The following is a 26,602-nucleotide window of genomic DNA, read 5'->3' as shown; positions in this document are numbered from 1 at the left end:
TGGGAGCATGCCATACCGACTGGTCGGTTGCCATCTCTCAGACGCCCGGCAGCCGCCCGTTGCGGAACAGGTCCACGAACCGCTGGTGATCGTCCCTGGCCTGCGCCCCGTACCGGTGGGCGAAGTCCACCAGCGTCCCGACGAAGCCCGCCCTGTCGCCGTCGATCACCGCCACGATCGCCTCCTCCGTCGAGAAGTCCACGAGATCGTGGCTGGACTCGTCGTCGGCCACCGAGTGCATGCGCGCCACCGCCCGCCCCAGGTCCTGGATGATCGAGCGCAGCTCGTCCGGCTCGTTGACGTCGTCCCAGTCCAGGTCGGCCGAGTACGGCGACACCTCGGCCACGAGCTGCCCCACCCCGTGCAGCGTGGTGTAACCCAGCCACGGATCGGCGTAGGCCTGCAGCGCCCGCTGCGACTCGGCCGTGCGATGCCCCTGGTGACGGAAGTAGGAGGCCACCTTCTCGTCGGTGACATGCCGCGCCACCGCCGGCACCGCCGCCTGCTTCATGTACAGGACGACGTCGTTCTCCAGCGCCTGCGAACGCCCTTCGAGCAGCAGGTTGTACGACGGCAGCCCCGCAGACCCGATCCCCACGCCCTTGCGCAGCGCCACGTCCTTGATCACGTGCTCGACGGGGCTGACCGTCACGGGCAGCGTGGTCAGGTAGTCGGCGAACGCGTCCAGCACCGACTGCCGCGTCGCCGCGTCCACCGGCTCGCGCCCCTCCATGAGCGCGAAGCGCCGGTCGTAGTCGTCGATCACGGTCTCGGCGTCGAGCAGGGCCACCCGGGTGCTCAGCCGGGCGCGCTGGAGCACCCGGTGCAGCGTCCCGCTGGTGGTGGCCAGCGTCAGCGCGCCGATCGCGTCGTCCCCGCCTGCCGCGATCGCGGCCAGCTCCACCAGGTACGCGCCGGCGAAGTCGGTCACCAGCACGCTGATCGAGTCGTCGGACAGCGCCTTGGCGTACCCGAGCAGCGCCACGCTGGCCGCGAACCGCTTGAGGTCCCAGACGTACGGCCCCACGTACGCCTCGTCGAAGTCGTTGACGTTGAAGACCAGCTCGCCGGAGGCGTTCATGTACGTGCCGAAGTTCTCCGCGTGCAGGTCGCCGTGGATCCAGACCCTGCTGGTCGGGCCGTCCAGGTAGGACTCGTCGGCGTACGCGCCGACCATGTCCGCGTAGAACAGGCAGGCGCTGCCCCGGTAGAAGGCGAACGGCGAGGCCGCCATCTTCCGGAACTTGCGCCTGAACGCCGCGGGGTCGCGCTTGATCGACTCGCCGAACTCCGTCATCAGGACATCGAGCAGGAATGAGGAGCGTGTGCCCATGTTTCGGACACTAGATCCGGAATCCCCTGCCGCATACCCCGATCTTTCCCTGACAGGTGCTAGTCAGGGTCGGGCCACCGGGCGGGCGCTGCGCGACAAAGCCCAGGTCCCCGCTGTGCCGAGCGCCATCGTGAGCGTTCCGAGCAGCGCGCATTGGACGACCGCTGTCGCCCACATCACGTCGGGCAGGTACGCCAGCATGGGCAGCCGGGTCGCCAGCAGGACCAGCCCGGCGGCCGACAACGCCAGCGCCCGCGACGGGGCTTGGCGGCGAGCCAGCACGACCGCCGAGGCCGCCGCCCACGCGGGGATCGCCGCGCCGTAGTCCAGCCACAGGTAGTAGCCCATCGGCTCGGGCGAGCCCGCCGCGATGGCCGACATCGTCAGGCCCATCAGCGCCGCGCCCGCCACCAGGGGCGACAGCGTGAGCGGCCACGAATGGCGGTGCGGGGTGACGTCGCTGTGGAAGCCGATGAGCAGCGCGAGCGGCGGGGCCAGCAGGAACAGCAGGTTGCCCAGGTCGTGCAGGGGTGTGAGGGCGGCGGAACCGTTCTGCGCGAGCGAGAGGGCGTAGCTCGTCAGCGAGGGCACGAGGCTGACCAGCGCGGCCACCTTCGCGGTGCGGACGTGGCCGCGCATGAGCGTCACGAACGCGACGATCGAGCAGCCGGCCGCCGCCAGCACGCCGATGAAGGCCAGCCGGGCGGCCGACTCCGGCGCGCCGATCAGGGCGGGCTCCGAGCCGAGCAGGGCGGCGCGGACCAGATCGACCATGGAGAAGGCGGCCGTCGCGCCCATCCCCAGCAGCGCGAACAGCCGGACCGCTGCCCCGCGTGCCACCTGACCGGGAGTCGCGCCGGCGGCGCCGAGGCGCACCCGGGCGGACAGGGCCAGGACGCTGGCAATCTCGCCCCACCTGGGGCGCGGGTCGTCCTCGTCGGGGACGTCGCCCGACAGCTCCATGAACGCGGCCACCATCTCCTCCTCGCGGCCGGCGCGGTAGGAGGCGGGAAGCAGGCGCAGGGTCGAACGGTAACGCCGCTCCAGCAGACTCATGCGCTGCGCCTCGCCGCCGTCGCGCCCGCTCGCGCGCTCCACCTCGCCGCCGTCGCGCCCGCTCATGCGCTGCGCCTCGTCGGCGTCGCGCCCGCTCGCGCGCTGCGCCTCGTCGGCGTCGCGCCCGCTCGCGCGCTGCGCCTCGCCGCCGTCAGGCCCGCGCCTGCGGCCCGACTCGCCGTCATGGGGCACGCTCGCGTGGACCGGCACGTCTTCGGGGGGCGCGCTCGCGTGGGCCTGCGCGTCTTCGCGGGGCGTGCTCGCGTGGGCTGGCTCGCCATCACGAGGCCCGCTCGCGTCGTGGCGCTCGTTCGCGTGCTCGCTCATGCGGCTCCTCCCGCCGTCCTGGCCCGCAGGCGGGTGGTGGCCGCGGCGGCGGTGGCGGCCATCCTGGCGGCCTCCGCCTGCAGCGCCGCGGCGCCCTCGTCCGTCAGCCGGTAGTAGCGCCGCAGCCGCCCCTGCTGCGCCTCCTCACGATCCAGCACCACCAGCCCCGCGGCCGACAGCCGGTCGAGCACCCCGTACAGGGTGCCGATCTTGAGCTGGACGCGCCCCTCGGACAGCCGATCGACCTCCTGGACGATCCCGTACCCGTGCCGGGGCTCGTCCACCAGCGCGGTGAGCGCCAGGAACATGGGCTCCGTCATATTCATGAGCCCACCATATCTTGTGAGACAAGATATCGTCAGGGGTGCTGCGAAGAAACCGAGACGACCTCACCGGTCATGTACGACGCGTACTCGCTTGCCAGGAAGACGATCACGTTCGCCACCTCCCAAGGCTCCGCCGACCGCCCGAACGCCTCCTTGGCCGCCAGCTCCGCCAGCAGCTCCTCACTCGTCACCTTGGCCAGGAACGGATGCACGGCCAGCGACGGCGCCACGGCGTTCACCCGGATCCCGTGCTCGGCGGCCTCCAGGGCGACGCACCTGGTCAGCGCCATCACTCCCGCCTTGGCTGCCGCGTAGTGCGCCTGCCCGTGCTGGGCCCGCCAGCCGATCACGGAGGCGTTGTTGACGACGGCGCCGCAGCCTCTGGGGATCATCAGGCGCAGCGCCTGCCTGGTGCAGCGCATGGTGCCGTTCAGGGTGACGTCGATGACGGCTTGCCACTGCTCGTCCGTCATCTCGGCGAGCGGCGCCGTACCGCCGAGGCCGGCGTTGTTGACCAGGACGTCCAGCCGCCCGTGCGCCTGCTCCACCGCCTCGAACAGCGACTCCACCTGCGCCTGCGATGTGACGTCGCATGGGACGGCGAGCGGTTTGACGCCCGTCAGCTCGGCGAGCGACTCGGCGGCGGCAGCCAGGCGGCGCTCGTGCTTGTCCGAGACGACGATCGTGGCGCCCTCCTCGGCGCAGCGCCTGGCCGTGGCGTAGCCGATGCCCGCCCCCGCCGCGGCCGTGACCAGCGCGACCTTGCCGTCGAGCAGGCCGTGGGCCTTGGGGTAGGACGGTGACATGGGCGACTCCCATCAGCGGGTCCAGGCGGTCCAGGCGGGTCCAGGCGGGTCCAGGCGGGTCCAGGCGGGTCCAGGCGGGTTCAGGCGGGTCCAGGCGGGCGGCCGATCAGCGGGGCAGGCCGAGGGTCCGTTCGGCGATGACGTTGCGCTGGATCTCGCTGGATCCGGCGTAGATGGTGTCCGCGCGGCTGAACAGGTAGAGCCGCTGCAAATCGCCCAGCTCCCCGCCCGCGCCCGCGACCAGCCCCGCCCTCCCCTGGACGGCCTGAGCCAGCTCGCCCAGCCTGCGGTGCCACTCCGACCAGTACAGCTTGGCGATCGACACCTCGGGCCCTGCGCCGGGGCGGAGCATCCGCAGCGCGTTGAGCCGCATGACGCGCAGCTCCAGCCACGACCTGACGAGCCGGTCGCGCAGCACGGGGTCGTCGATCGCGCCGGTCCGCTTGGCGGTCGCGACGACCGCGTCCAGCTCCCGCGCGAACCCGATCTGCTGCCCGAGCGTGGAGACGCCGCGCTCGTACCCGAGTGTGGCCATGGCGACCCGCCACCCGTCGCCGGGGGCGCCGAGGAGGTTGCCCGCCGCCGTGCGCGCGCCGTCGAAGAACACCTCGTTGAACTCGGAGGTGCCGGTGAGCTGCACGATCGGCCGGACCTCGACCCCGGGCCCGCGCATGGGGACCAGCAGGTACGACAGCCCGTGGTGCCGCCGCGAGCCCTCCTCCGTACGGCACAGCACGAAGCACCAGTCGGCCCACTGCGCGAACGACGTCCACACCTTCTGTCCGGTGATCACCCAGTCGCCGCCGTCGAGGCGGGCCCTGGTCTGGACGTTCGCCAGGTCGGAGCCGGCCTCCGGCTCGGAGTAGCCCTGGCACCACAGCTCCTCGCCGCGCTGGATCGGCGGCAGGAAGCGGTCCTTCTGCTCGTCGGTGCCGAAGTCGAGGAGGGTGGGGCCGATGAGGCCCTCGCCGATGAGGCCGAGCCGGGCGGGGGCGCCGGCTCTGGCGTACTCCTCGTGGAAGGCGACCTGGTCGTCGAGGGAGGCGGCGCGCCCGCCGTAGCGGCGGGGCCAGCCCAGGCAGGTCCAGCCGTGCGCGCCGAGGTGGCGTTCCCAGGCCCGCCGCAGCTCGTACGCCTCGTGCTCGCGCCCGGGGCCGCCCAGCCCCCTGGCGCCGGCGAACTCGCCGGTCAGGCTCTCCTCCAGCCAGGCCCGCGCCTCCTCACGAAGGCTCAACGAACCCCCCGTAGCCGCCCTGGAAGAACACCAGCGGCCCGCCTTCGGCGTGCGTGTCGAGCTGCAGCACCCTGGCCACCACGATCACGTGGTCGCCGGCCGGGTGCTCGGCCTCGATGGCGCAGTCGAGCCAGGCCAGCGCGCCTTCGAGTACCGGGTTGCCGCCGGGGGAGACCGTCCAGGACAGGCCGGCGAACTTGTCGCCGCCCTTGGTCGCCATCTGCGCGCACACGGCCTGCTGGTCCTCGGCCAGCACGTTCACGGTGAGCGCCTTGGCGCCGCGCAGCCTGGGCCAGCTCGTGCTGGTGTAGGCGACGCAGAACGCCACGAGGGGCGGGTCCAGGGAGACGGAGGTGAAGGAGTTGGCGGCCAGGCCGCACGGCTGCCCGTCCATGGAATCGACGGCGGTGATCGCCACCACGCCGGTGGCGAACCTGCCGAGCACCTGCCGGAAACGGCGGCTGTCGAGGTGGCCGTTCTGGCTGTGGTGCGGCTGCCCCGTCGGCATGGCGGCTCCGTTGCGAATCCTGCTGCGCTGGTGGGGCGCCGGAAGGCTGCGGCAGCCGTCCGGCGCGATGAGCCGGGCAGCGTGTGTGCTCATGGTCCGCCTCCTCGGTGCGCCGACGACGTCATCATACCAAGCGCTTGCTTGGACGGTAGGGGGAAGCGGGAAAAGGTGTCAAGTCGCACTACCGGACCTGCGTTGACAGGCTGGAAAGAGCCTGCCTACCGTGACGCATGTGCCCAAGCGCTTGCTTGAATTCCCGGATCGCACCGCCATCGCCGGCATCGGCTGGACGCCCTTCTCCAAGAACTCCGGCGTCAGCACCCTGACGCTGGCCTGCCGCGCCGTGCTCGCCGCGCTGGAAGACGCCGGGCTGACCCCCGGCGAGGTGGACGGCCTGGCCACCCACCGCGTCGGCGACTCGGCCCCGCCCACCCTGGTCGCCCCCGCGCTGGGGCTGACCGACCTGTCCTGGCACCTCGACCAGTTCGGCGGCGGCAGCGTCTCCCACGCCGTCGTCGGCCAGGCCGCGCTCGCCGTGGCCGCCGGCATGGCCGAGACCGTCGTCTGCTACCGGGCCATCAACGCCCGCTCGGAGTTCCGCATGGGCGGCACCGGGCGGGGTCTGCCGGTCAGCCCCGAGGTGCAGTACCAGGCCCCCTACGGGTACGTCGCGCCGCCCCAGCAGTTCGCCATGTACGCCCGCGCCCACATGCTGCGCTACGGCACCACGGCCGAGCACTTCGGCGCCCTGGCCGTCACCCAGCGCGCCAACGCCGCCAAGAACCCGCGCGCCCTCATGCGCGACCCCATCACCCTCGACGACTACCTGGCCAGCAGGTGGATCGCCGAGCCGTTCCGCCTCCTGGACTGCTGCCTGGAGACGGACGGGGCCTGCGCCGTGGTGGTCACCACGGCCGAGCGTGCCCGCTCGCTGCGCCGCCACCCGGTGCTCGTCTCGGCCGCGGCCTGGGGCGGCGGCACCTCCCACCTGGCGTGCGACGACCCCACGGTGACGGCCGCCGCCGCCCTCGCGCCCCGCCTGTACGCGCAGGCCGGGCTCGGGCCGCCGGACATCGACGTGGCGGAGCTGTACGACTGCTTCACCTACTCGGTGATCGTGCAACTGGAGGACTACGGGTTCTGCCCCAAGGGCGAGGGCGGCCCGTACGTGGCCTCGGGCGCCACCGCGCCGGACGGCGAGCTGCCGGTCAACACGCACGGCGGCTTCCTGTCGGAGGGCTACGTGCACGGCGTCAACCACATCGCCGAGGCCGTCTCCCAGCTCAGGGGCGAGGCGGGGGACCGCCAGGTGCCGGGCGCCGAGGTGGCGCTGTCCACGGCGCAGCCCGGCTACATCCTGCCCGCCACCTCGGCGCTGATCCTGAGGAGAGCCTGATGCCCGGTTACCGTCCCGAGCCCGACCGCGACTCCCGGGAGTGGTGGGAGCGGGTCGCCAGGCGGGAGTTCGCGGTCCAGGAATGTGACGCGTGCGGCACCCTCCGGTTCCCGCCGCGGGCGTTCTGCGCGGCCTGCCGTACGGAGGGGTGGACCTGGCGGGAGATGACCCCGGAGGGAAAGGTTGAGAGTTGGATCGTCAGCCGTCAGCCCTTCGTTCCCGGGGCCCGCGAGCCATACCTAGTGGTAATGGTTCGTTTGAAGGCCGTTCCCGGCTGTCTGGTGTACGGAAACTGGCGCGCGGCGCGGCAGCCCGAGGCGGGGGAGCGGGTTCGCGGGGTGTTCACGCAGGTGGACGAGGAGTTGACCTTGCTCGACTGGATGCCGGAAAGCTTCAGCTCGATCCACTCCGGTGAAAATCCGCCCGCCGGTTGACCTTGCTCCGGAAATTGGATTGGTACCGGAAAATCCCACCAGTCCCACCATCACGAAGCTGCCCCCGGGTTGGCCCTCCAGGGTTGATGATGTGTGGCAAGCAGGCCGTCGTCGGAGCGGACGACCCGGACTTGGTGGCAGACGTGAGCGATTCGGAATCGGCGGGCTCGGCCGGAAGGTCGCGCGGCCCGCCCCGCGGGCAGAGAAAAAGCCCCCATCGGGACGATGGAGGCGGCGGTCGCTCGGCTGGTCCTCGGAGGAAAACGCGTCCTGGCGGGCGTGGGGGACCCGCCAGGACGCGTTTCCTGCCCCGCGTACGACGGCGCCAGGACTCCGGCGAGGGATGGAGTCCTAGACCGTTGACTCGCACACGGAGTCGATGGGGGAGCGCGAAGGTCCCTGCTGCCGGCAACGTGCGGCGATGCGTTGAGCTGCTCCAACCGGGTCATCGATGCGAAGCGCGACGGGGGCGCCACCCTCCTTGTTCCCGACTAAGGATCCGTCGTCGCAGCGCACGGTCAGCTCAGTCAACGCCGATGGCGCGGGCATGCCGTCGCCAAAGCTCTGGTAGGTGTGGGTGAACCCCTGGCGAGTCAACGCGTAACGCAGTAAACGTGTTGCTTCGCGGGGGTCATGCCAGGGCAGGTATGGCGTACCCGTGCGGACCGGCAACACTGGCCTTCACCCCCTCACCGGCCTTTAGATGGATTTGTACCAACGAATGGATGATGGGCCGGTGGAGGCGGTTCGGTCAAGGGGTTGTGGCCTGCTAGAACCAGATCGTCTAAATTGTTGGAACAAAAGGGGTGAAAGTGGCAAGGTCGGTGCTGTATCAGCAGGTGGCTTCGGAGTTGCGACGAGCCATCTACTCGGGTGTCCTCGGCCCCGGGGCACAGCTACCGACCGAGGCGCAGCTCATGGAAGACCATGGGGTGAGCAGGAACACGGTGCGGCTGGCCCTCGGCGAACTCGTCAACGAGGGTCTGGTCACGCGTACGCCGCGGCGCGGCACCGTGGTCCGCGACAGAAGGCCGCTGCTGATCTATCCGCAGCGGGAGCTGGAGCCGCAACCCAGCGGGGAGTTGCGCGAGGCGTTCGCCTACGCCGTCGCGCAGGAAGGCCGAGCCCCCAGCCAGTACATCGAGGTGCTGACGGTGTCTCCCGTCGAGGAGATCGCCAGCAGGCTGGAGTTGGCCGACGGCGAATTGGCGGTGGTGAGACGCCGTCTGCGTTTCGTGGACGGACAGCCGTACAACACCAACGATTCCTACTACCCCCGCGATCTGGTTGCCGACTCCGAGATCGCCAGGCCCGGAGACATCGCGCGAGGGGCGAACCGGGTGCTGGAAGAGCTGGGACATGCGCAAGTCCGCGTTGTGGACGACATCTGGGCCCGCATGCCCAACCAGGAGGAAGCCGAACGCCTCCAACTTGAACTCGGTACACCAGTAATGGTGTACGTCAGAGTGGGGTACGACGGGGCAGACATGCCAGTCCGTGTCGCCGTGTCGGTTTTGCCAGCCGACAAACATCTGATCAGATACGAGCTCGATCGCCGCTGACGAGCTCGTGGGTGAAGGGGTGATCCCGCCGGCCGGGCGCAGCGAGAAATAGCCGCCTCGCTGGCCTGGGGGAGTCGTGCATACTCCCCTAAATCGCCATTTATCCATATATATCGGATAAAGGCCCCATTTCGCCCTTGTGCACCGTGGTGTCATCACGCTGTGCGCAGGAGCGGACACCCAAGGCAATGAAGGGTACGGCTATGCACACGAACACTCTCCTTCACCCGCTCTCACTGCGCAGAGCGGAACCCGCGGACCTTTCCGGCGTACTGACGCTGCTCGCCGACACCGCCGAGTGGCTGCACACGCAGGGAGTGCGGCAATGGCCTCGCGGAGGGTTCGGCGCCGAGCGGATCGAGCCGCTCATCGAGGAACGCGTGCTGTTCCTCCTGGACGACGAGCTCAGATATCTGGACCCCGACGAGTCGGCTCCGCCGGTGGCCACCATCGCCCTCGACGATCACGCGGACCCGGAGTTCTGGACCCCTGCCGACGATCCGGGGGCGGCGCTCTACATCCACAAACTGGCCGTCGCCCGGCCGTGGTCGGGCTCCGGCCTCGGAGACGCCCTGCTCGACTGGGCCTGCGCCGCCGCCTTCTCGGCGGGCCTGCCCTGGCTCCGGCTCGACTGCGCCAAGGGCAACCCACGGCTGCAGGGCTACTACCGTGAGCGCGGCTTCCGCCACGTCCGCACGGTGGACCTGCCTCACCGATCATCGGGAGCGCTCTTCCAGCGTCAGTCGGAGGACGTGTCGACCACGGTCTTCCGCGATCTCACGGTGGCAGAGCTGATCAGCGCGTGACCCCGCACGAGTGAGGCCCGGCCCGTCACGGCCGGGCCTCACCCGTCACGCTTCGAGCCCCAGCAGGCGGCCGAGCAGGTCGTCCATCATGTTCTCGAACAACGGCAGCGGGTCGTCGAAGGCGAACGCCTGGTGGGCGTAGACGGCCATGCAGAGCAGCCCGTAGATCTGCCGCCAGCAGGCGAACATGAGGAACACCACGCCGAGCGGGAACCGCAGCCCCACGTGGGAGCGGTAGGTCTCCAACTGCGCCGCCAGGGCGGGGTCGAGGTCCTCGTCCGCCGGATACGTCAGCCGCCCCTCGCGCCAGAGCCGGTCGAACAGCGCCCCGAACATGCCGCCGAGCTCGCGCGCGATGACCACCGGGATGTCGTCGTGCGAGGCGGAGATCTTCGGGAAGTGGGCGCCCATGAGCAGGTCGAACTCGACCTTGTTGGCCATCGACCAGTCGAGCACGGCCCTGGTGGCGGCGTAGAGCTGGGCGCGGACGTCGTCGGGGCCCTGCCGCCGCACAGCCGAGCGGACGACGTCCATGAACTCCGCGTTGACGTCGTCGTAGAGGGCGCGCAGCAGGCCGGGCCGGCCGTCGAAGTAGCGGTAGAGGGCCGGAGGCGTCACCCCGATCTCGCGTGCCACGGCCGCGAGCGTGAGGCCCTCCACGCCCTCCTCGGCGGCGATCCGCCGGGCGACGGCCTTGGCGTCGCGTTCGAGCTCGGCCCTCAGTCGTTCCCTCCGCGTCAACGCTGCCACCCGCCCATCTTGGCAGGCCCGCGGCCACCTTGCGGTGATGGAGCAATACATGGTTAATAGTATTCACTCTTTTAAGATCCATCATTGTGGAGGCGTGCATGGGTATGTGCGGACGCGGCGGCCGGCGGGCGGCGGCGGTCATGGTCCTTCTGGCGATCACCGGCTGTACGGCGCCGTCCACCCCCGCGGCCCCACCGGCCCCGAGTGACAGCCCCACGGTGGACGTGCGCAAAGCGGCTCTGGCGGAGACCGCCAAGAGCCTGCCCGCCGCGCTCACCGCCACCGGGTACGTCGTCTGCTCGCGCAAGGGCGACGACCACTGGCAGGTGGCGGCCTACAGCGACGACTTCCGCAGCCGCACCGCGTACTTCGCCGGTGACACGCTCGACCCCCTCCTGGCCGCGATCGTGGCCGAGCTCGGCCAGGGCGAGGCGGTGGTCCGCAACCCGTGCGGGGACGACGGCGACCCCGGCGTCAGCCCGCTCTCGCCGGACGGCCGCAGGCTCGCCGTGCAACTGAACTTCCCCGAGACCAGCGACCCGTCGCACGTCGGCTGGCTCGACCTCGGCACGGGAGCGTTCACCGACATCACCGAGAGCTCGAACAAGAAGGGGTACGTCAAGGAGACCTTCTCCGACAAGAATCCCGGATTCGCGGCGGACGGCTCGCTGTGGTTCCTGCGCGACTCCCAGCGGTACTTCTCGGCGGACGCGAACGGCCTGCTCACCCAGCGCCGGCTCAGCCTGGCCTGCTTCAGCCACGGGAGCGAGGAGAACAAGTACCGCGTCGTGCGGTCGGTCGCCGTCCTGTGCCCCGCCACCGTGCACCCCTCGGGCAGGTTCGCGGCCGACCCCCGGCGGGTGTCCGCCGGGCTGAGCACGGCCGCGGGCTTCGAGCTCGACGTCCTGGCCGACACGGTCGAGTCGTACAGCGACGCCCCCGACTTCAGCGCGTTCTCCATGCAGATCGCCGTGCGCGGCGCCGGCGGCCTGCGCGACTGCGCCCCCGAGGCCTGGATCGACGCCACCGAGCTGCTCTGCTCGGGAGCGGGCAACAGCTACTACACCGTGGCGATCGACGGGCGGCTGGCCCGCGGCGACCTCGAGTACGCGCAGGACACCAAGGTCGCACCGAAGACCGAGATCGCCCCGGCGACCGAGACGCAGATCTACTCCACGGCCCTGACCAGGGACCGCGGCTCCCTGATCGTCGCGGCCGGCGACGACGACGGCCCCGCCACGCTCTACCGCCTCGACCTGACCACACCAGGGGACCCGGTGGAGATCGGCCCCGTCCCGGCCGAGTCGAGGGACGGCTTCACCCTCATGGACAACTACCAGCAGCCGGTCGGTGGCAGCGGCCTCGCGGATCGTGACCAAGGAGCAGGGGCTCGGACGTAATGACACAAGGGGTCAGACCGCCATATAACCTCTCCTGCATGACCGGATCCCTGCTCGAGGTGATCGCGCTCAACGTGCGCGACGCCGTGGCCGCCGAACAGGGCGGCGCCGACCGGCTCGAGGTCGTGGCCGACATGGCGGCCGACGGGCTGACCCCCGCCCCGGAGACGGTCGCCGCGATCGCCGCCGAGTGCCCGCTCCCGCAGATGGTGATGCTGCGCTGCGACGCGAGCTTCACCGCCGACCCCGACGTCGTCGAGCGGCTCAGCCGCGACGCCAAGGCGCTGAAGCAGGCGGGCGCGGCCGGGTTCGTGTTCGGCTTCCTCGACGGCGCGGGCGCCGTGGACCTGACCGCCACCGAGGCGCTCATCCACGCCGTCTCGCCGCTGCCGTGGACGTTCCACCGCGCCGTCGATCACGCCGCCGACGTGCAGGCCGCCTGGCGGGCCGTGCGGCTGCTGCCGAACCTGGCCACCGTGCTCACCTCAGGCTCGCCCACCGGCGTGGGCGACGGCCTGCCGGTGCTGAAAACGCGTGCCGACGCGGGTGACGGGTCGATCGTGCTGGCCGGCGGCGGGCTGCGGCCCGCCCACGTGCCCGCGCTGCTCGACTACGGCATCCGCGCCTTCCACGTCGGCTCGGCCGTGCGGGCGAGCTGGTCGGACCCGGTCGAGTGGCGTCTCGTACGCCAGTGGCGGGCCCTGGTAGAGCGCGACTGACAGGCAGGTCAGGGCAGGGCGGCGTCCGCGCGGCGCAGGGCCGCCGCCAGGGTGCGGATCGTGGCGGGCTCGTCCATCACGCCGCCACCGGCAGACCGCCGCTCCTCCCACGCCAGCACCCGCTCCCGGTACGACTCGTACCGCGCCAGGTGGAAGGCGTACACGGTGGCGAACCGGCTCACCAGATGCGACGGATGCATGTCCCACCCCTGGTAGAAGCCGTGCCGCAACGAGTGCCTGACCAGCTCGGCGTGCCGCCGCCACAGCCCGTGCACGTCCACCGCGCGGTCGGAGGCGGGCGAGGCGGCCAGGGAGCCGTCCGACAGCTCCACCCCCGTCCCCGCGAAGGCCGTCTGCATGACGTGCCGCGCGTGGTCGCAGGCGGGATGGTCGAGCCGCTGCTCGTGCGGCGGCAGCCCCAGCGCGGCCGTGTAGTCGAAGACGCCGAAGTGCGCCGCCGCCAGCCGCCCGCCCAGCGACTCGTTCAGGTCGCCGCGCAGGAACGGCAGCGTCTGCGGCGCCTCCACCTGCATCTCGAACCGCAGCCGTGTCCCGAGCCCGCCCTCCAGCTCCTCCAGCACGCTCACGAACTGCCCGAGGTAGGCCTCCATCAGCACCTTGGGGAAGGTCACCGTGAACCCGCCGGGCAGCTCACCGACCTGCCCGGCCACCCCGGTGACGAACCCGTGGAGCGTGCGCGCCGACCGCTCGGGGTCGCCGTCGGCGAACGACTTCACCCGGGGCCCCCACCGCCTCGGCAGCGTCCCCGCCGCGTGCATCGCGGCGATCGCCTCGACGGCCTGCGTGACGTGGCCGTCCTCGACGGGGCCGGGCCGCACGCCGTAGCCGTCCTCGAAGTCGACGCGCAGGTCCTCGACCGGCTCTGTGGACAGCTTGCGCAGCAACATCTCGTGCACCACGGCGGCGAGCCCGGACGGCACGCCGAAGACCTCGGCCACCTCGTCGGGCCCGGCCAGGTGCGCCTTGAGCAGCGACAGCGCCTGGTCGCCCCACTCGGTGACGGTGCCGGCGGAGAAGCGGTCGGCCGGCACGTACACCGTGTGCACGGGCTGCCAGCCGGGCCGGGCCTCGGGGTAGCGGGACTGCTGCAGCCGGTACGCCTCGGCGAAGCCCTCAGGGACGGCAGGCACGGAGCATGGCCTCCAGTCCGACGAGCTTGACGCGTTCGCCCCGGTTGAGCGACTGGGCGAGCCGCGCCTCTGCCGCCTCGATGGCCTGCCACTCCTCGTAGGTGATCGGCCGGACGCCGCGCTCTGCGAGCAGCGCGTCGATGCCGCCGGAGCCGACGCGCTCGCCGCCGTCGAGGTCGGCCAGCAGCGTGCGTACGGTCTCCGCCGCGTCGGACTTGTTGGTGCCGATCACTCCGGTGGGCCCGCGTTTGAGCCAGCCCGCCACGTACTCGCGGTCGCGCACCCGCCCGGCCTCGTTCGGCACGGTCATGCTCTTCTCGGAGAACGGCACCCCGGGCAGCGGCACGCTCTGGTAGCCGACCGAGCGCAGCACCATGCCGACCGGCAGCGTCTCGTACTCGCCGGTGCCGACCACGCGGCCCTCCTCCGACAGGCGGGTGCGTTCGAGCTTGAGCCCCTCGACCCGGTCGGCGCCGAGTATCTCGACGGGCCGCATCCAGAAACGCACGTCCAGGCGGCGCGGGCGGCCCACCGGCTCGCGGCCGGCCCAGCCCTGCAGCACCTTGATGTTGCCCTGCACCTGGCGCGGGAAGTCGCCGCCCAGCACGACGGCCTCGTCGGGGCGCACGCACACGTCGGCGTTGGCCAGCTCGCCCAGCTCGCGCAGCTCCTTGAGGGTGAACTTGGCGTGCTCGGGGCCGCGCCGGCCGACCATGTGGATGGCCTTGACCTCGCTCTCGCCGAGCCGCTGCAGCACCTCGTGCGGCACGTCGGTGGCGCGCAGCTCGTCGGCCGTCTTGGCCAGGACGCGCACGACGTCCACGGCGACGTTGCCGACGCCGATCACCGCGACCTCGGAGGTGTCGAGCGTGAACCGGCCGGGATCGACGTCGGGGTGGCCGCAGTACCAGTTCACGAAGTCGGTCGCGGCGACGCTGCCCGGCAGGTCCTCGCCGGGGATGCCGAGCTTCCTGTCGACCATCGCGCCCGTGCAGTAGACGACCGCGTCGTAGACGCCGAGCAGGTCCTCGACCGACACGTCGGAGCCGAGGCGGACGCCGCCGAGGAAGCGCACCTGGGGCAGCTCCAGCACCTTGCGCAGGTAGTTCGCGATCGACTTGATCGAGGTGTGGTCGGGCGCCACGCCGTACCTGACCAGCCCGTACGGGGTCGGCAGCCGTTCGACGACGTCGACCTCGACCGGCTCCGCCGACTGTTTGACCAGCGCCTCGGCCGTGTAGATCCCGGCGGGGCCCGACCCGATGACCGCCACGTGCAACGTCACGCCGCCTCCCTATGCCGGTCTACGTGCGACACGTCCCACCAGACGTAACCGGCCAGTGTGATCGATGTATCCCCGGTCGCCGGTGCGGATGAACCCGTCCTTGGCGAATACCGCATGATCGGTGCTCCTGCCAACGTAACCGCTCATGACGGCTTCCGAGCGGAGAAGCACCTCTCCGTGGTCCTCGTCGGGCAGCGCGCGGCCCTCCCCGTCCCTGATGGAGACGTTCACGCCGGCGCGCGGCCTGCCCACGCTGAGCTCCGCGTCCTCGGGCGGGTCGTCGGGCGCGGTGCCGAGCCCGAGCCCGGCTTCCGTGCAGGTGTAGCGGTTGCAGACGGGCACGCCGTACCTGGTGCGCAACGCCCTGATCAGCGCCGGGGTGGCGGGGGCGCCGCCGGCCAGGATGAGGTTCAGCGCCGGCAGGTCCTCGCGCAGGTCGAGGATGCGCGACAACTGGTACGGGGTGCCCTGCAGCACCCCGATCTTGTGGTCGCGCAGCACCCGCATGGCCGCGTCGGGGCTCCACTGGGGCACGACGTGGCAGGTGCGCCCGGTCTGCAGGACCACCGGCAGCCGGGTGACGAAGCCGAGCTGCCCCAGCGAGTGCGGCACCAGCCTGGCGTCCCCGGTGCCCCACCGGAGCCCGGCCCCGTGGGCGCGGATCGCTTCGAGCTGGCGGTTGCCGAACACGACCCCCTTGGGCGGCCCCGTCCTGCCTCCGGTGAACGTGATGACCACCGGTCGCGCGGGGTCCGGCGGGAACGGCGGCGGTGGCGGCTCGGGCCTGCGCAGGCCGGTGAGACGGACGGGGTCGTAGGTCAGCGGCGAGCGCCGGCCCCTGTCGATGGGCAGCGTCACCACGTCCAGCCCGGTCAGCGGCGGCAGCACGCTCGGCGCGGTGATCACGATGGCCGGGTCCAGGCTGGTCAGCAGCCCCAGGCGCTCCACCCCGATCCCGGCGGTGACCGCGCCGATCTTCGCCGCCGCCACGTAGCAGATCACGAACTCGGGCCCGTCGGGCAGCGCCAGCACCACGACGTCGCCGATGCGGGCGCCACGATGGGCGAGCCCGGCGGCGACCTGGTCGGAGAGCCGGTCGAGGTCGGCGAAGGACAGCAGGGCAGAGCCGGTGACGACGGCCGCGCGCCCCCCGAACCTACGTGCGGCCTCACCGGCGAGCAGGCGCAACATGGCGGCTCCCGGACGAGGGCGTGCCTCCACGCTACTCCGCTACGCCTGGTGACGGCGCAGGGTGACCTTGTCCACCTTGCCGTTGGCGTTGGTCGGCAGCGCGTCCAGCACGACGATCCGCCGGGGCACCTTGTAGCCGGACATGTTGGCGCGCGCCCACGCGAGCAGAGCCCCGGGGTCGGCCGTCATGCCGGGCCTGGGCACCACGTAGGCCAGCCCGGACTCGCCGGAGACCCTGTCGGGCACGCCCACCACCGCGACCTGCGCCAGCGAGCCCTCCCGCAGCAGCAGCGACTCGACCTCGGCGGGGGAGACGTTGAACCCGTTGACGATGTAGAGGTCCTTCTTGCGGTCCACGATGGCCAGGTTGCCCGCCTCGTCCAGCACGCCGACGTCGCCGGTGTGCAGCCAGCCGTCCGCGTCGACCACCTCGGCCGTCCGCTCGGGCTCGTCCCAGTAGCCGCGCATCACGCCGTAGCCGCGCTGCAGGATCTCGCCGCGCTCGCCGGGCGCGACCGGCTTGCCGTCGTCGTCCACGACCGCCACCTCGATGCCCGGTACGGGCCTGCCGGTGGTGTTCGCGATCACCTCGATGGGGTCGCCCGCCCTGGTCATGGAGACGACCGTGCCCTCCATCAGCCCGTACGCGTTGATCATGCGTTGCAGCCCGGCCTGCTCGACCAGCCGCCTGATCAGACTGGCGGGCACGGCGGCGGCCCCGCAGATGGCGACCCGCAGCGACGAGACGTCCCAGGAGCCGCGGTCCAGCTCGTCCAGCATGCGGTGGAACAGCGTGGGCGGCCCGGCCAGCACCGTGACCCGCTCCTCGGAGATCAGCGACATCAGCGCGTCAGGCGTGAAGACCGCGACCGGGATCATCGTGGCGCGGCGCAGCACGCAGGCGACGAGCCCGGCGTTGAGCCCGAACCCGTGGCTGAACGGCGCGATCACCGGGTAGCGGTCGTGCTCGTCGAGGGCGACGATCTCCGACCAGTCCCAGTAGCCGCGCAGCACCTGGGAGTGGTCGATCATCACGCCCTTGGGCGTCCCGGTGGTGCCGGAGGTGGACATGATCTCGCACAGGTCGTCAGGCCGTACGGCCAGCGCCCGCTCCTCGGCCTCCTGGACGGGCGCCGGCGCGCCGCCCCCCACCTCGGGCACGACGTGCCGCAGGCCGGGCAACTCGGGCAGCAGCGCCGCCAGGGAGTCCTCCGCGACCAGCACCTCGGCGCCGGTCTTGGTGAGGAGCTGGGCGGCCTCGATGCCCTTGTAGCGGGGCGACAGCGGCACGATCACCGCTCCCACGTCCCAGATCCCGAACGCGTGGACCACCCAGTGGGACGAGTTCACCCCCCACAGCGCCACCCTGTCACCCGGCCGCACGCCGAGCGCGATGAGCCCGCGCGCGACCCGCGAGGCCGCCTCGCGCAGCCCGGCGAGCGTCAGCCGCGGGCCCGCGGGATCGGCGATCACGACCTGGCCCGGATGGCGTCCGGCCTGGTCGCGCAGCATGCGGGGGAGCGTCCCCCAGTCCGGCATCGATCCCATCGGCTGCCCCTTAGGTGATGAGCGCTCGGTCCCTTCCGAGGTGGTGGCCGCGCAGGTCGTTCACGGTGCCCGGCGCGGGCGTCTCGGAGACCTCCTGGGCGATCTCCACGGCGATCGACACGGGGGTCAGCGCCCGCACGGCCTGCTCGATCCGCGCCTTCCACATGGGGTTGCCGACCAGGCTCCGCCGGGCGAACGTCACCGTGAGCGCCGCCGTGTCGAGCGTCCCCTGACGGCTGATCGCCAGCTCCCACCCCGCCACGCCGTCGATGCGCGACAACGCCTTGTCGATGCGCGGCAGCGCCAGCCACACGCCCCTGACCAGCACGTGCTCGCCTGCCGTGTGAGCCGGAGCGGGGACGCCCTCGGCGTCCGTGACCCTGGCGACGAGCCCGATGCGCAGCACGGCGTCGCCGAGCGTCGAGTGCGCCGTCGGGGTGACGACCAGCTCGGCAAGCCCGTCCCCGTCCGGGGGGCCGTCCTTGGCCAGCGCGGCCAGCCCCAGCACGCCGTCCGCCAGCGGGCGCAGCGGCTCCTCCTCGGAGCCGCGCCACGCCAGCGCGCCGCCGCTGAACGGGCTGGCCAGCACCTCCGTGACCGTCGCGCCGAACTCGCCGGCCAGGTGCCCGAGCGTGCGCTTGGCGGCGATCTCGCCGGTCAGCACGATGTTCCTGAGCCCGAGGTCCAGCGGGTCCAGCAGGAACTCCAGATGCAGGCGGGCCAGGAAGTCCATCGCGCCCGTCGGGGTCGCGACCAGCGTGGTGGCCTTCAGCGCGCTCAGCGCGTGGTGCAGGCGCATCCGGCCGCGCGGGCCCACGCAGGCGGCGGCCCCTGCCACGTCCGCCGCCGCCGACGTCCACAGCGCGCCGGCCGGCTCGGCGAGGGCCACCACGACGCGGTCGCGCTCGCCGACCCCCGCCTCGCGCAGCGCCGCCCCCGTCAGACCCGCCGCCGCCGTACGGTCGGCGGGGGACAGCGGGAAGACGCTGGACACGTCGGGGGAGACCAGCAGCAGCCCGGTGGCCGAGCCCGCGGCGGCCCCGAGGTCGTCCCGGGTCAGCCAGCGTGCCATCAACGCATCACGTCCTTCATGAACAGGGAGATCGACTCGCACACCCGCTCGTGCGCCAGGCCGCCCACCTGCGCCTGGATGATCAGGTCGGTCGCGCCCGCCTCGGCGATCCTGGCCAGGGCCTTGCGCGAGCCCTCCACGTCGTCCACGACCACCATCAGGTGCTCGCGCAGCGTGGCCATCGCCTCCTCCGGCGGCAGGCCGGCGGCGAGCTGGCCGAGCACGCGGTGGGTGGCGTGGCGGGCGTCGTAGTAGTCGGGCGGGGTGACGAGGTTGACCTGGCGGCGGATGTACCACAGGACGGGGTCGGCGGCCGTGGCGGTGGCCTCGTCGCGGGTGGGGGCGACGTGCCAGGGGATCATCAGCGCGACGCGGCGGGTGGCGGGGTCGTAACCGTGCTCGGCCAGGCACTCCCGATATCGCGCGATGTCGGCGGCGACGTCGTCGATGCCCTTGAGCATGGTCATGCCGAGCAGGTTGTAGCCGTGCCTGGCGGCGGCCAGATACCCCTCCAGCGAGGTCGAGGCCACCCAGACGGGCGGGTGGGGCCGCTGGGCCGGACGCGGGTAGACGGCCACGTCGGGGATCTCGAAGAACTCGTTGGACCGGCTGACGGGCTCGCCGTCGGCCTGCCAGATGGCCAGCGTGGCCTCCAGGGAGTCCTCCCAGATCTGCCGCGACTTCTCGAACGGCCGCTGGAAGGCCTGGTACTCCAGGGGGGACGCGCCCCGCCCGGTGCCGAACTCGACCCGGCCGCCGCTCAGGACGTCGAGGGTGGCGACGCGCTCGGCCGTGCGGATCGGTGACTGGAACGGCAGCAGCACCACGCCGAGCCCCAGGCGGATGCGCTCGGTGCGCTGCGAGATGGCGGCCAGGACCAGGTCGGGCGCGGAGGAGTGGGAGAAACCCCTGGTGAAGTGGTGCTCCACGAACCAGGCGGCCTCGCAGCCCAGCCGGTCGCCCAGGACGACCTGGTCGATCACGTTCTGGAACGCCTGCTGCTCGACCTCGCGGGTGCGACCGCGTACCTCCAGCTCATACCCCAGGCTGATCCGTAGGGACGACGTCATCGCGCCTCCGGCGAAATAGGAAACCAAGCGCTCGCTTGGTAGAGCGTATCAGCGGCAAAGACTTGCGGGAAGGGCGCGGCGGCGATCAGAGTGGATGCCTGTGAAGCGAAAGCACGCGTTGCGGCGGCCGAAGAGCGGCACGTCTCCGGACCAAGGCGACGACCTCTCGCTCACCAGCGCCCGCCGGTACGAGGCGTTCGGCCGCGTGATGGCCGCGCTGGCCTCCGAGGCCGAGTTCATCGAGTCGTGCCGCGACCTGACGTGGTGGCGCGGCGCCGACCACAGCTGGCACATCGAGTGGCGCGACGGGCCCTTCGCCTCGGAGGTGGCCGCCCTGCTGGCCGACCAGGTCCGCGACCCCGACTACGACGGCTCCCTCGTCACCCGCGCGGGGCCCTCCGACGGCGGGTCGGCGGTGCTCGACGTGATGGGCGTGCGGTTCGAGCTGCGGGCCGTCGATCCGATGGGGCGGGCGGGGGTCCGCGCGCGGCCGGGCCTCTGGCGGCTGGCCGAGGCCCTCGACACCACCCGCCGCACCAACACCCGCCACCCCTGGGAAGAGCTCCTCGGCGGCTGACCCACCCACCCCGGCCCGGGCTCACGTCACGCGCCTCACGTCACGCGCCTCACGTCACGCGCCTCACGTCACGCGCCTCACGTCACGCGCCTCACGTCACGCGCCTCACGTCACGCGCCTCACGCCACGCGCCTCACGCCACGTCGTGCCCGCCTCGCCGTCGTGCCCGCGTCGCGTCGTGCCTGTGCCGGTGAATCGGCCGGGCTCGGCCTTCACTGCCTTCGTCGTCCAGAAGGACCTCGCCGGAGTACGGCGGGGGCGTGGGCCAGGAGTCCTCAGCCCGTCCCGAGGGCGTGCGCGGCCAGCCGGGCGCGGTGGCCCTGCGGCGGCCCGAAGAGCTGCGCGTCCGAGGTCGCCCGCTTGAAGTACCGATGAGCGGGATGCTCCCAGGTGATCCCGATCCCCCCGTGCACCTGGATGTTCTCCCCGGCCGCCATCAAATAAGCCTCCGTGCAGTACGACCCCGCGACGGCCGCCGCCACCTCGTCCTCGGAAGCCGCCCCCGCCGCCGACCGCGCCGACTCCACCACCAGCAGCAGATCGGCCAGCTTGTGCTTGATCGCCTGGAACGACCCGATCGGCCGCCCGAACTGGTGCCGCCGCTTGGCGTGCTCGACCGCCATCTCCAGGCACCGCCGCGCCCCGCCCGCCTGCTCGGCCGCCAGCGCCGCGATCCCGAGGTCGCGCACCCGGCTCCACGACGCCGCGTCGCCCAGCCGCCGCACCGGGACGCCGTCGAAGTCGAGCCGCTGCAACGGCCGGCTCTCGTCCATGGTGACGTGCCGCGTCCGCCGCGTGGGTGCGGCCTGGACCAGCGCCCCGCCGGCGTAGGCGAGCACCAGCTCCCCCTCCAGCGCGTACGGCGCCACCCCCGTGAGCACGTCCCCGTCGAGCCGCAGCTCCCCGTCGCCCGGCAGCACCACGGTGGCGCTCGCCCCGCCCGCCAGCTCCTCCAGCAGCTCGTCCGCCCCGCAGGCCGCGGCGGCCTCCACCGCCATGACGGCCGACTGCAGGAAGGGGTGCGGTGACAGCACCCGCCCCAGCTCCTCCGCCACGGCCGCCATCTCGGCAGGCCCGCAGCCCGCGCCGCCGTGCTTGGCGGGCACGAGCAGCCCGGCGATCCCCACGTCCCGGGCGAACGCCTGCCAGGACGCGCCGGGACGGCCGGCCAGATAGTCGCGGACGGCGGCGCGAAGCTCATCGGCGAGTGCCACGCGACAGATCATAACCAAGCGGTTGCTTGTTTTTGAATGGACATGACCGAAATTTGCCTTTTTTGTATGGTCACATAATCTGGATGTGGTCATCCCCAGACAATTCACGGGGAGGGGTTGACCAGGGAAATGGACATGAACAACACCACCATCGACTACGCCGACTTCGCCGAATACGACCGGCGGCAGCGCGCCATCGAACGCCATTTGCTGGCGGCCTTCGCCGGCGGCCTGGCCGTCGGCTTGACCGGCATGCTCATTTCCGGGAACGGCCCCGCCTGGCTCGGCCAGGTCTACGACCCCTACGCCTATCTCGCCCTCTCGCTGATCGTCGGCGCCACCGCGTCCGGGTTCGGCTGGGCGCTGGTGACGACGTTCCTGGCGGCGGTGTCCACGCTGGTCGCCGCGATGGGCACGGGCGCGCTGCGCGGCGACGAGGCCTTCGACGTGATCGGCGGCAGCGCGGCCGGGCTCAACTGGACGCTCGCCCTGCTCGTGGGGCTGGGGCTGCTCGCGTACGCCACCCGCAGGAACGACGGCTGGGGCGACGTGGCGGCGGGAGCGGTCGGCGCGGCACTGATCGCCGACGTGGTGGACCGGGCGACGCCCGGGTTCATCGACAGCGACCAGTCGTTCTGGCCCGGCCCCGCGGTGGCGGTCGGGCTGGCGTCCGTGGTGCTGGTGCTGGGGCTGCGCAGGAACGCGCGGGGACGGGTGCGGGCGCTGGCGGTGTCGGCGGTGTTCGCGGGGCTGTTCACGGTCTGCCTGGCCGCCTTCGTCGCCGGCTGGATCCCCCTGGCCGTCTGAGCCCGCCAGGATAAGCCCGAGCGCGGGGCTCCTCCGACTCGATAGCCTGTAGACCTCTGCAGTCCTCTGTAGTCCTCTGCAGTCCTCCACATCCAGGTTCGAGCAAGGAGTAGCCGTGTTGCTGCGCATGTCGTCGTTGTTTCTTCGCACCCTGCGGGACGACCCGGCAGACGCGGAAGTGCCGAGCCACAAGCTCCTCGTCCGAGCCGGCTACGTCCGCCGCGTCGCGCCCGGGATCTACTCCTGGCTCCCCCTCGGAAAAATGGTCCTGGAGAACGTAGCCAAGATCGTCCGCGAGGAGATGAACCGCATGGGCGGCCAGGAAGTGCTCTTCCCCGCCCTGCTGCCCCGCGAATACTACGAGGCGACCGGCCGCTGGACCGAATACGGCGACACCCTGTTCCGCCTTCAGGACCGCAAGGGCGCCGACTATCTCCTCGGCCCCACCCACGAGGAGCTCTTCACCGACATGGTCAAGGGCGAATACTCCTCGTACAAGGACTATCCGGTCACGCTCTACCAGATCCAGACCAAGTATCGCGATGAGGCGCGGCCCAGGGCCGGCATCCTGCGCGGCCGTGAGTTCCTGATGAAGGACTCCTACTCCTTCGACCTCGACGACGACGGGCTCAAGCGCTCCTACGAGCAGCACCGCGAGACCTACATCCGCACCTTCGACCGCCTCGGCATCACCTACAAGATCGTCTTCGCGACGTCGGGCGCGATGGGCGGCTCCGCGTCGGAGGAGTTCCTGGCGCCCACCCCCACCGGCGAGGACACGTTCGTCGCCTGCCACTCCTGCGGCTACGCGGCCAACGCCGAGGCCGTCGTCACCACCGCCCCCGCCGCGCGCTCCTTCGACGACCTGCCCGCGCAGCAGGTCATGGACACCCCCGACACCCCCACCATCGAGACGCTGGTGTCGTACGTCAACGAGCACCACGGCCTGTCCGTCACCGCCGCCGACACGCTCAAGAACGTCGTCGTCAAGGTGACCACGCCCGGCTCCGACAAGGTCGAGACGCTCATCGTCGGCGTGCCGGGCGACCGCGAGGTCGACTTCAAGCGCCTGGAGGCGTCACTGGCGCCCGGCGAGCCCGCCATCTTCGAGGCCGCCGACTTCGCCAGGCACCCCGGCCTCGTCCGCGGCTACATCGGCCCGCAGGTCCTGCGCGAGCTGGGCATCCGCTACCTCGTCGACCCCCGCGTCGTCACCGGCACGTCCTGGGTGACGGGCGCCAACGAGCCCGGCAAGCACGCCGCCAACGTGGTCGCGGGCCGCGACTTCACCCCCGACGGCACCATCGAGGCCGCCGAGGTCCGCGCGGGCGACCCCTGCCCCCGATGCGGCTCCGAGCTGTCCATCGACCGCGGCATCGAGATCGGCCACATCTTCCAGCTCGGCCGCAAGTACGCCGACGCCGCCGGCCTCGACGCGCTCGGCCCCGACGGCAAGCCCATCCGCATCACCATGGGCTCCTACGGCATCGGCGTCTCCCGCGCCGTGGCCGTCATCGCCGAGCAGGCCCACGACCAGCTCGGCCTGGTGTGGCCGCGCGAGGTCGCGCCCGCCGACGTGCACATCGTCGGCACCGGCAAGGAGAACCAGGTGGAGGCCGCCCTGGAGCTGGGCGCCGAGCTGGAGTCGCGCGGGCTGCGCGTCCTGGTCGACGACCGGCCGCAGGTCTCGCCCGGCGTCAAGTTCAAGGACGCCGAGCTGCTCGGCCTGCCGACGATCGTGGTCGTCGGGCGCGGGCTGTCGCAGGGGGTCGTGGAGCTGCGCGACCGCGTCTCGGGCGAGAAGTCCGAGATCCCCCTCGCCGAGGCCGCCGACCGCGTCCTGGCCGCCGTCAACGCCTGACCCTCCCGTACGGACGGAGCCCTTCCTGCCCGGGGAGGGCTCCTTACCGGCGAGCTCACGGCGGGCTCACGGCAGGCCCAGCCGCGAGCTCACCGGCGGGCGAGGATCGCGGCGAAGAAGTCCTTGACCGGCCCGAGCAGCAGCATCGGCTCGTGCCCCACGCCCGGCACCACGTCGAACCGCACGCCGATGCCGTGCTCCTCGAAGTTGTCCCGCAACGCCATCAGCCGCTCCACCCGCGTCACCCCGAACGCGTCGGCGCCCTCCATCCAGTTGGAGTCGCCCGGGTTGTTGATCTCCCAGGTCTCGACGTCCGCACTGCCGACGACCATCTGCACGGGCACGTCCCGAAGCTCCGCCACCCCCGGCGCACGCCCGAACTCCTCCTCGAACCCCAGCAACCCCACCCACCACGGGCTGTCCCGGTCGATGTAGGTGATCCGCCCTGGCGCCCCGATGGACACCCCGGCCAGCCGCTCGGGATGCAGATAGGCGAACCGGTGCACGAACTGCCCGCCGCCCGAGAACCCGTGCAGCAGGAACCGTTCCGTCCGGACGTTGAAACGCTCGCCCACCTCCTCGACCATGGCCAGCAGGGCCAGATCGAAGCGGATGTCGCCGTAGCGCAGGAACTTGAAGTTGTGCAGGTCCTCCGGGTCCTGCCCGATGCCGGCGGGGAACAGCGGCGCCAGCACCAGGCAGCCGTGCTCCTCGGCCCACCTCGCGAAGTGGTCCCGGTACTGCGGGCCGCGCCGCCCCGTCCCGTGCTGCAGGACGACCAGGGGGAGGGGCTCGCCGCCCGGGGCGTGCGCGGACGGCACGTACAGGCAGTAGGAGAACCTCTGGTCGTGCCGGGACGCGAAGACGGTCGTGGCGCCCGCCGAATAGAAGCCGGTCGGATGTCTGACGACGTGCAGTTCCTCAGCCATGAGGCGACAGCCTGCGGGAACGCTGGCCGGTCCACAAGCGGATTGACGCCTGCGCGGTAATCTGCAGGGTGGCCGTCACGCTCATCGTCGACACCCCCGGCTCATCGAACATCCGCGACCCATCGGACGCCGCCTCCCACAGCACCGTGCCCATCGCCGTGCAGCAGTCGCCGCTGGCCGAGCTGTGCGCCTGCCTGCACGCCCTCGACGAGCCCGGCCACCACCCCCTCAGCGCGGGCTGGGTGGCCAGGGCGCACGCGCGGCTCGGCGCGGGCCTGCTGGCCACCGCCGCCGGCTGGGCGCCGCTCTACGGCGCCTTCCGCGCCCGCTATCTCCTCCCGCTGTCCGCCGGTCACCGGCGCACTCTGGAGGACGAGCTGCGCGAGGTGGCCGAGCTGCCCATCGGCGACTTCGTGGCCATGACCGTGCAGGCGCTGATCGGCATGAACGAGACCGAGCTGGCGCCCCGCCTCAGCGACGAGACCCTGCACAGGCTCCGGCTGATCTCCTCCAGCCGCCAGGAGATCGGCGGCCGGCTGCGCGCCGACCCGCACGGCGTACGCGCGGAGCTGCTGGACTTCCTGGCCGCCTTCGCCCGCGCCGCCTTCTCCGCCGAGTGGCCCGCCCTGCGCCGCACCCTCGGCCACGACGGCGCCCTGCGCGAACGCGACCTGCGCAGAAGAGGCGCCCTGACCCTGTCCGGCCTCCCGACCGCCACCCTGTCCGACTTCCCGACCGCGACCCTGTCCGGCTTCCCGGCCGCCACGGCGGGCGCCCCGTCGGGGCGGCGCCTGCGCGTCGTCTTCGACAAGCTCTACAACGCCACCGCCCGCGTCACCGCCGCCCGCCCCTGCCTTCTCGTCCCCACCGTCCACGGGCGGCCGCACTTCGTCATCAAGCACTACCCGGGCTATCCGGTCGTCATCCAGTACAGCGTCGACGCCGCGGAGACCCCCAGCCTGGACACCGCCCGGCGCCGCCTGGCCGCCCTCCAGGACCCGACCCGGCTGCGGCTGTGCCACGCCATCCTGCGCAACCCGGTGGCCACGTCCGAACTGGCCACTCAGCTCGGGATGACGGCGCCGCAGGTCTCCCGGCACCTGCGGCGGCTGCGGGAGGCGGGGCTGGTGCACACGCACCGTCGCGGGCCGGTCGTCTACTACCAGCTCGACGCCGACGCCGTGCAACGCCTCGGCCGGGACCTCCTGTCGGTCCTGTACCACTGACCGCCGCACACACC

General features: G+C 71.9%; 25 protein-coding genes. 10 read left to right on the top strand and 15 right to left on the bottom strand.

Going from position 1 to position 26,602, the window contains the following annotated elements:
* Positions 1 to 37: 37 nt before the first annotated feature.
* The 6 genes from ABD331_RS27720 to ABD331_RS27695 all read right to left on the bottom strand — a co-directional run bounded on the left by ABD331_RS27720 (position 38) and on the right by ABD331_RS27695 (position 5,683).
* A complete protein-coding gene (locus ABD331_RS27720) occupies positions 38 to 1,333 on the bottom strand; it encodes a DUF2252 domain-containing protein (RefSeq protein ID WP_344480558.1) in 1,296 nt (431 codons plus the stop codon).
* Positions 1,334 to 1,396: 63 nt separating this feature from the next.
* Entirely contained in the window at positions 1,397 to 2,716 is a 1,320-nt protein-coding gene (locus ABD331_RS27715) for a hypothetical protein (protein ID WP_344480556.1), read from the bottom strand.
* Positions 2,713 to 3,042, bottom strand: coding sequence for a PadR family transcriptional regulator (locus ABD331_RS27710; RefSeq protein ID WP_344480554.1), 330 nt, complete (start codon positions 3,040 to 3,042; stop codon positions 2,713 to 2,715). The genes ABD331_RS27715 and ABD331_RS27710 overlap by 4 nt, the downstream gene beginning before the upstream one ends.
* A 32-nt stretch (positions 3,043 to 3,074) precedes the next feature.
* Positions 3,075 to 3,848: an SDR family oxidoreductase gene (locus ABD331_RS27705; protein WP_344480552.1), complete on the bottom strand. Its 774-nt coding sequence runs from the start codon at positions 3,846 to 3,848 to the stop codon at positions 3,075 to 3,077.
* A 106-nt stretch (positions 3,849 to 3,954) separates the two neighbouring features.
* Complete coding sequence (locus tag ABD331_RS27700) at positions 3,955 to 5,082, bottom strand: acyl-CoA dehydrogenase family protein (protein ID WP_344480549.1); 1,128 nt, start codon at positions 5,080 to 5,082, stop codon at positions 3,955 to 3,957.
* On the bottom strand, positions 5,069 to 5,683 hold the full coding sequence (locus tag ABD331_RS27695; RefSeq protein WP_425566058.1) for a flavin reductase family protein: 615 nt from the start codon (positions 5,681 to 5,683) through the stop codon (positions 5,069 to 5,071). The genes ABD331_RS27700 and ABD331_RS27695 overlap by 14 nt, the downstream gene beginning before the upstream one ends.
* Before the next feature lie 139 nt (positions 5,684 to 5,822).
* Here ABD331_RS27695 and ABD331_RS27690 point away from each other — a divergent pair, with 139 nt between their 5' ends.
* From ABD331_RS27690 to ABD331_RS27675, 4 genes are all read left to right on the top strand, one after another.
* On the top strand, positions 5,823 to 6,986 hold the full coding sequence (locus ABD331_RS27690) for a thiolase C-terminal domain-containing protein (RefSeq protein ID WP_344480547.1): 1,164 nt from the start codon (positions 5,823 to 5,825) through the stop codon (positions 6,984 to 6,986).
* Positions 6,986 to 7,420 (top strand): Zn-ribbon domain-containing OB-fold protein, encoded by a 435-nt coding sequence (locus ABD331_RS27685; RefSeq protein WP_344480545.1) that lies wholly within the window; start codon positions 6,986 to 6,988, stop codon positions 7,418 to 7,420. The genes ABD331_RS27690 and ABD331_RS27685 overlap by 1 nt, the downstream gene beginning before the upstream one ends.
* An 824-nt stretch (positions 7,421 to 8,244) precedes the next feature.
* Positions 8,245 to 8,982, top strand: a complete 738-nt coding sequence (locus ABD331_RS27680; RefSeq protein ID WP_148437720.1) for a GntR family transcriptional regulator — start codon at positions 8,245 to 8,247, stop codon at positions 8,980 to 8,982.
* A 203-nt stretch (positions 8,983 to 9,185) separates the two neighbouring features.
* On the top strand, positions 9,186 to 9,788 hold the full coding sequence (locus tag ABD331_RS27675) for a GNAT family N-acetyltransferase (RefSeq protein WP_344480542.1): 603 nt from the start codon (positions 9,186 to 9,188) through the stop codon (positions 9,786 to 9,788).
* A gap of 45 nt (positions 9,789 to 9,833) precedes the next feature.
* Here ABD331_RS27675 and ABD331_RS27670 read toward each other — a convergent pair whose 3' ends face one another.
* Positions 9,834 to 10,538 carry a TetR/AcrR family transcriptional regulator gene (locus ABD331_RS27670; RefSeq protein WP_344480540.1) on the bottom strand — a complete coding sequence of 235 codons (705 nt, stop codon included), beginning with the start codon at positions 10,536 to 10,538 and terminating at the stop codon, positions 9,834 to 9,836.
* 98 nt (positions 10,539 to 10,636) lie between these two features.
* Here ABD331_RS27670 and ABD331_RS27665 point away from each other — a divergent pair, with 98 nt between their 5' ends.
* A complete protein-coding gene (locus ABD331_RS27665; protein ID WP_344480537.1) occupies positions 10,637 to 11,938 on the top strand; it encodes a hypothetical protein in 1,302 nt (433 codons plus the stop codon).
* Between the two features lie 38 nt (positions 11,939 to 11,976).
* Positions 11,977 to 12,657 (top strand): copper homeostasis protein CutC, encoded by a 681-nt coding sequence (locus tag ABD331_RS27660; RefSeq protein WP_344480534.1) that lies wholly within the window; start codon positions 11,977 to 11,979, stop codon positions 12,655 to 12,657.
* A gap of 8 nt (positions 12,658 to 12,665) precedes the next feature.
* On the opposite strand, the gene ABD331_RS27655 is transcribed toward ABD331_RS27660, so the two are convergent.
* The 6 genes from ABD331_RS27655 to ABD331_RS27630 are packed head-to-tail and all read right to left on the bottom strand — an operon-like array spanning position 12,666 to position 19,974.
* Positions 12,666 to 13,808 carry a DUF6986 family protein gene (locus ABD331_RS27655; protein ID WP_344480531.1) on the bottom strand — a complete coding sequence of 381 codons (1,143 nt, stop codon included), beginning with the start codon at positions 13,806 to 13,808 and terminating at the stop codon, positions 12,666 to 12,668.
* On the bottom strand, positions 13,792 to 15,093 hold the full coding sequence (locus tag ABD331_RS27650; RefSeq protein ID WP_344480528.1) for an FAD-dependent oxidoreductase: 1,302 nt from the start codon (positions 15,091 to 15,093) through the stop codon (positions 13,792 to 13,794). The genes ABD331_RS27655 and ABD331_RS27650 overlap by 17 nt, the downstream gene beginning before the upstream one ends.
* A gap of 9 nt (positions 15,094 to 15,102) precedes the next feature.
* The gene (locus ABD331_RS27645) at positions 15,103 to 16,284 is read right to left on the bottom strand and encodes a class I adenylate-forming enzyme family protein (protein ID WP_344480525.1); all 1,182 of its coding nucleotides are present in this window, start codon (positions 16,282 to 16,284) and stop codon (positions 15,103 to 15,105) included.
* Positions 16,285 to 16,323: 39 nt separating this feature from the next.
* Positions 16,324 to 17,832, bottom strand: a complete 1,509-nt coding sequence (locus tag ABD331_RS27640) for an AMP-binding protein (protein WP_344480522.1) — start codon at positions 17,830 to 17,832, stop codon at positions 16,324 to 16,326.
* Positions 17,833 to 17,842: 10 nt separating this feature from the next.
* A complete protein-coding gene (locus tag ABD331_RS27635) occupies positions 17,843 to 18,904 on the bottom strand; it encodes a hypothetical protein (RefSeq protein ID WP_344480519.1) in 1,062 nt (353 codons plus the stop codon).
* Positions 18,904 to 19,974, bottom strand: a complete 1,071-nt coding sequence (locus tag ABD331_RS27630) for an LLM class flavin-dependent oxidoreductase (RefSeq protein WP_148437705.1) — start codon at positions 19,972 to 19,974, stop codon at positions 18,904 to 18,906. Before ABD331_RS27630 ends, ABD331_RS27635 begins: the two co-directional genes overlap by 1 nt.
* A gap of 94 nt (positions 19,975 to 20,068) precedes the next feature.
* Here ABD331_RS27630 and ABD331_RS27625 point away from each other — a divergent pair, with 94 nt between their 5' ends.
* Positions 20,069 to 20,551: a hypothetical protein gene (locus ABD331_RS27625; protein WP_344480513.1), complete on the top strand. Its 483-nt coding sequence runs from the start codon at positions 20,069 to 20,071 to the stop codon at positions 20,549 to 20,551.
* A gap of 275 nt (positions 20,552 to 20,826) precedes the next feature.
* Here the strand turns inward: ABD331_RS27625 and ABD331_RS27620 are convergent, their stop codons facing one another.
* The gene (locus tag ABD331_RS27620) at positions 20,827 to 21,765 is read right to left on the bottom strand and encodes an acyl-CoA dehydrogenase family protein (protein WP_344480510.1); all 939 of its coding nucleotides are present in this window, start codon (positions 21,763 to 21,765) and stop codon (positions 20,827 to 20,829) included.
* 135 nt (positions 21,766 to 21,900) lie between these two features.
* On the opposite strand from ABD331_RS27620, the gene ABD331_RS27615 reads away from it, so the two are divergent.
* Positions 21,901 to 22,572, top strand: a complete 672-nt coding sequence (locus tag ABD331_RS27615) for a hypothetical protein (RefSeq protein WP_344480507.1) — start codon at positions 21,901 to 21,903, stop codon at positions 22,570 to 22,572.
* 115 nt (positions 22,573 to 22,687) lie between these two features.
* Positions 22,688 to 24,433, top strand: coding sequence for a proline--tRNA ligase (locus ABD331_RS27610; RefSeq protein WP_344480504.1), 1,746 nt, complete (start codon positions 22,688 to 22,690; stop codon positions 24,431 to 24,433).
* An 89-nt stretch (positions 24,434 to 24,522) separates the two neighbouring features.
* Here the strand turns inward: ABD331_RS27610 and ABD331_RS27605 are convergent, their stop codons facing one another.
* Positions 24,523 to 25,362, bottom strand: coding sequence for an alpha/beta hydrolase family protein (locus tag ABD331_RS27605; protein ID WP_344480501.1), 840 nt, complete (start codon positions 25,360 to 25,362; stop codon positions 24,523 to 24,525).
* Positions 25,363 to 25,430: 68 nt separating this feature from the next.
* On the opposite strand from ABD331_RS27605, the gene ABD331_RS27600 reads away from it, so the two are divergent.
* Positions 25,431 to 26,588: an ArsR/SmtB family transcription factor gene (locus ABD331_RS27600; RefSeq protein WP_344480498.1), complete on the top strand. Its 1,158-nt coding sequence runs from the start codon at positions 25,431 to 25,433 to the stop codon at positions 26,586 to 26,588.
* Positions 26,589 to 26,602: the final 14 nt, after the last annotated feature.

This window comes from Nonomuraea monospora, from assembly GCF_039531895.1.
GTDB classification, from domain to species: domain Bacteria; phylum Actinomycetota; class Actinomycetes; order Streptosporangiales; family Streptosporangiaceae; genus Nonomuraea; species Nonomuraea monospora.
Note: the sequence above shows the minus strand (reverse complement) of the source record. Positions and strands in the feature narration are given on the sequence as shown.

Bases quoted from the DNA above. Each gene is read 5' to 3' on its own strand.
- ABD331_RS27720 (WP_344480558.1), bottom strand. From the start codon at position 1,333: ATGGGCACACGCTCCTCATTCCTGCTCGATGTCCTGATGACGGAGTTC.
- ABD331_RS27715 (WP_344480556.1), bottom strand. From the start codon at position 2,716: ATGAGCGAGCACGCGAACGAGCGCCACGACGCGAGCGGGCCTCGTGAT.
- ABD331_RS27710 (WP_344480554.1), bottom strand. From the start codon at position 3,042: ATGAATATGACGGAGCCCATGTTCCTGGCGCTCACCGCGCTGGTGGAC.
- ABD331_RS27705 (WP_344480552.1), bottom strand. From the start codon at position 3,848: ATGTCACCGTCCTACCCCAAGGCCCACGGCCTGCTCGACGGCAAGGTC.
- ABD331_RS27695 (WP_425566058.1), bottom strand. From the start codon at position 5,683: ATGAGCACACACGCTGCCCGGCTCATCGCGCCGGACGGCTGCCGCAGC.
- ABD331_RS27685 (WP_344480545.1), top strand. From the start codon at position 6,986: ATGCCCGGTTACCGTCCCGAGCCCGACCGCGACTCCCGGGAGTGGTGG.
- ABD331_RS27675 (WP_344480542.1), top strand. From the start codon at position 9,186: ATGCACACGAACACTCTCCTTCACCCGCTCTCACTGCGCAGAGCGGAA.
- ABD331_RS27665 (WP_344480537.1), top strand. From the start codon at position 10,637: ATGGGTATGTGCGGACGCGGCGGCCGGCGGGCGGCGGCGGTCATGGTC.
- ABD331_RS27660 (WP_344480534.1), top strand. From the start codon at position 11,977: ATGACCGGATCCCTGCTCGAGGTGATCGCGCTCAACGTGCGCGACGCC.
- ABD331_RS27645 (WP_344480525.1), bottom strand. From the start codon at position 16,284: ATGTTGCGCCTGCTCGCCGGTGAGGCCGCACGTAGGTTCGGGGGGCGC.
- ABD331_RS27640 (WP_344480522.1), bottom strand. From the start codon at position 17,832: ATGGGATCGATGCCGGACTGGGGGACGCTCCCCCGCATGCTGCGCGAC.
- ABD331_RS27635 (WP_344480519.1), bottom strand. From the start codon at position 18,904: ATGGCACGCTGGCTGACCCGGGACGACCTCGGGGCCGCCGCGGGCTCG.
- ABD331_RS27630 (WP_148437705.1), bottom strand. From the start codon at position 19,974: ATGACGTCGTCCCTACGGATCAGCCTGGGGTATGAGCTGGAGGTACGC.
- ABD331_RS27625 (WP_344480513.1), top strand. From the start codon at position 20,069: ATGCCTGTGAAGCGAAAGCACGCGTTGCGGCGGCCGAAGAGCGGCACG.
- ABD331_RS27615 (WP_344480507.1), top strand. From the start codon at position 21,901: ATGAACAACACCACCATCGACTACGCCGACTTCGCCGAATACGACCGG.
- ABD331_RS27605 (WP_344480501.1), bottom strand. From the start codon at position 25,362: ATGGCTGAGGAACTGCACGTCGTCAGACATCCGACCGGCTTCTATTCG.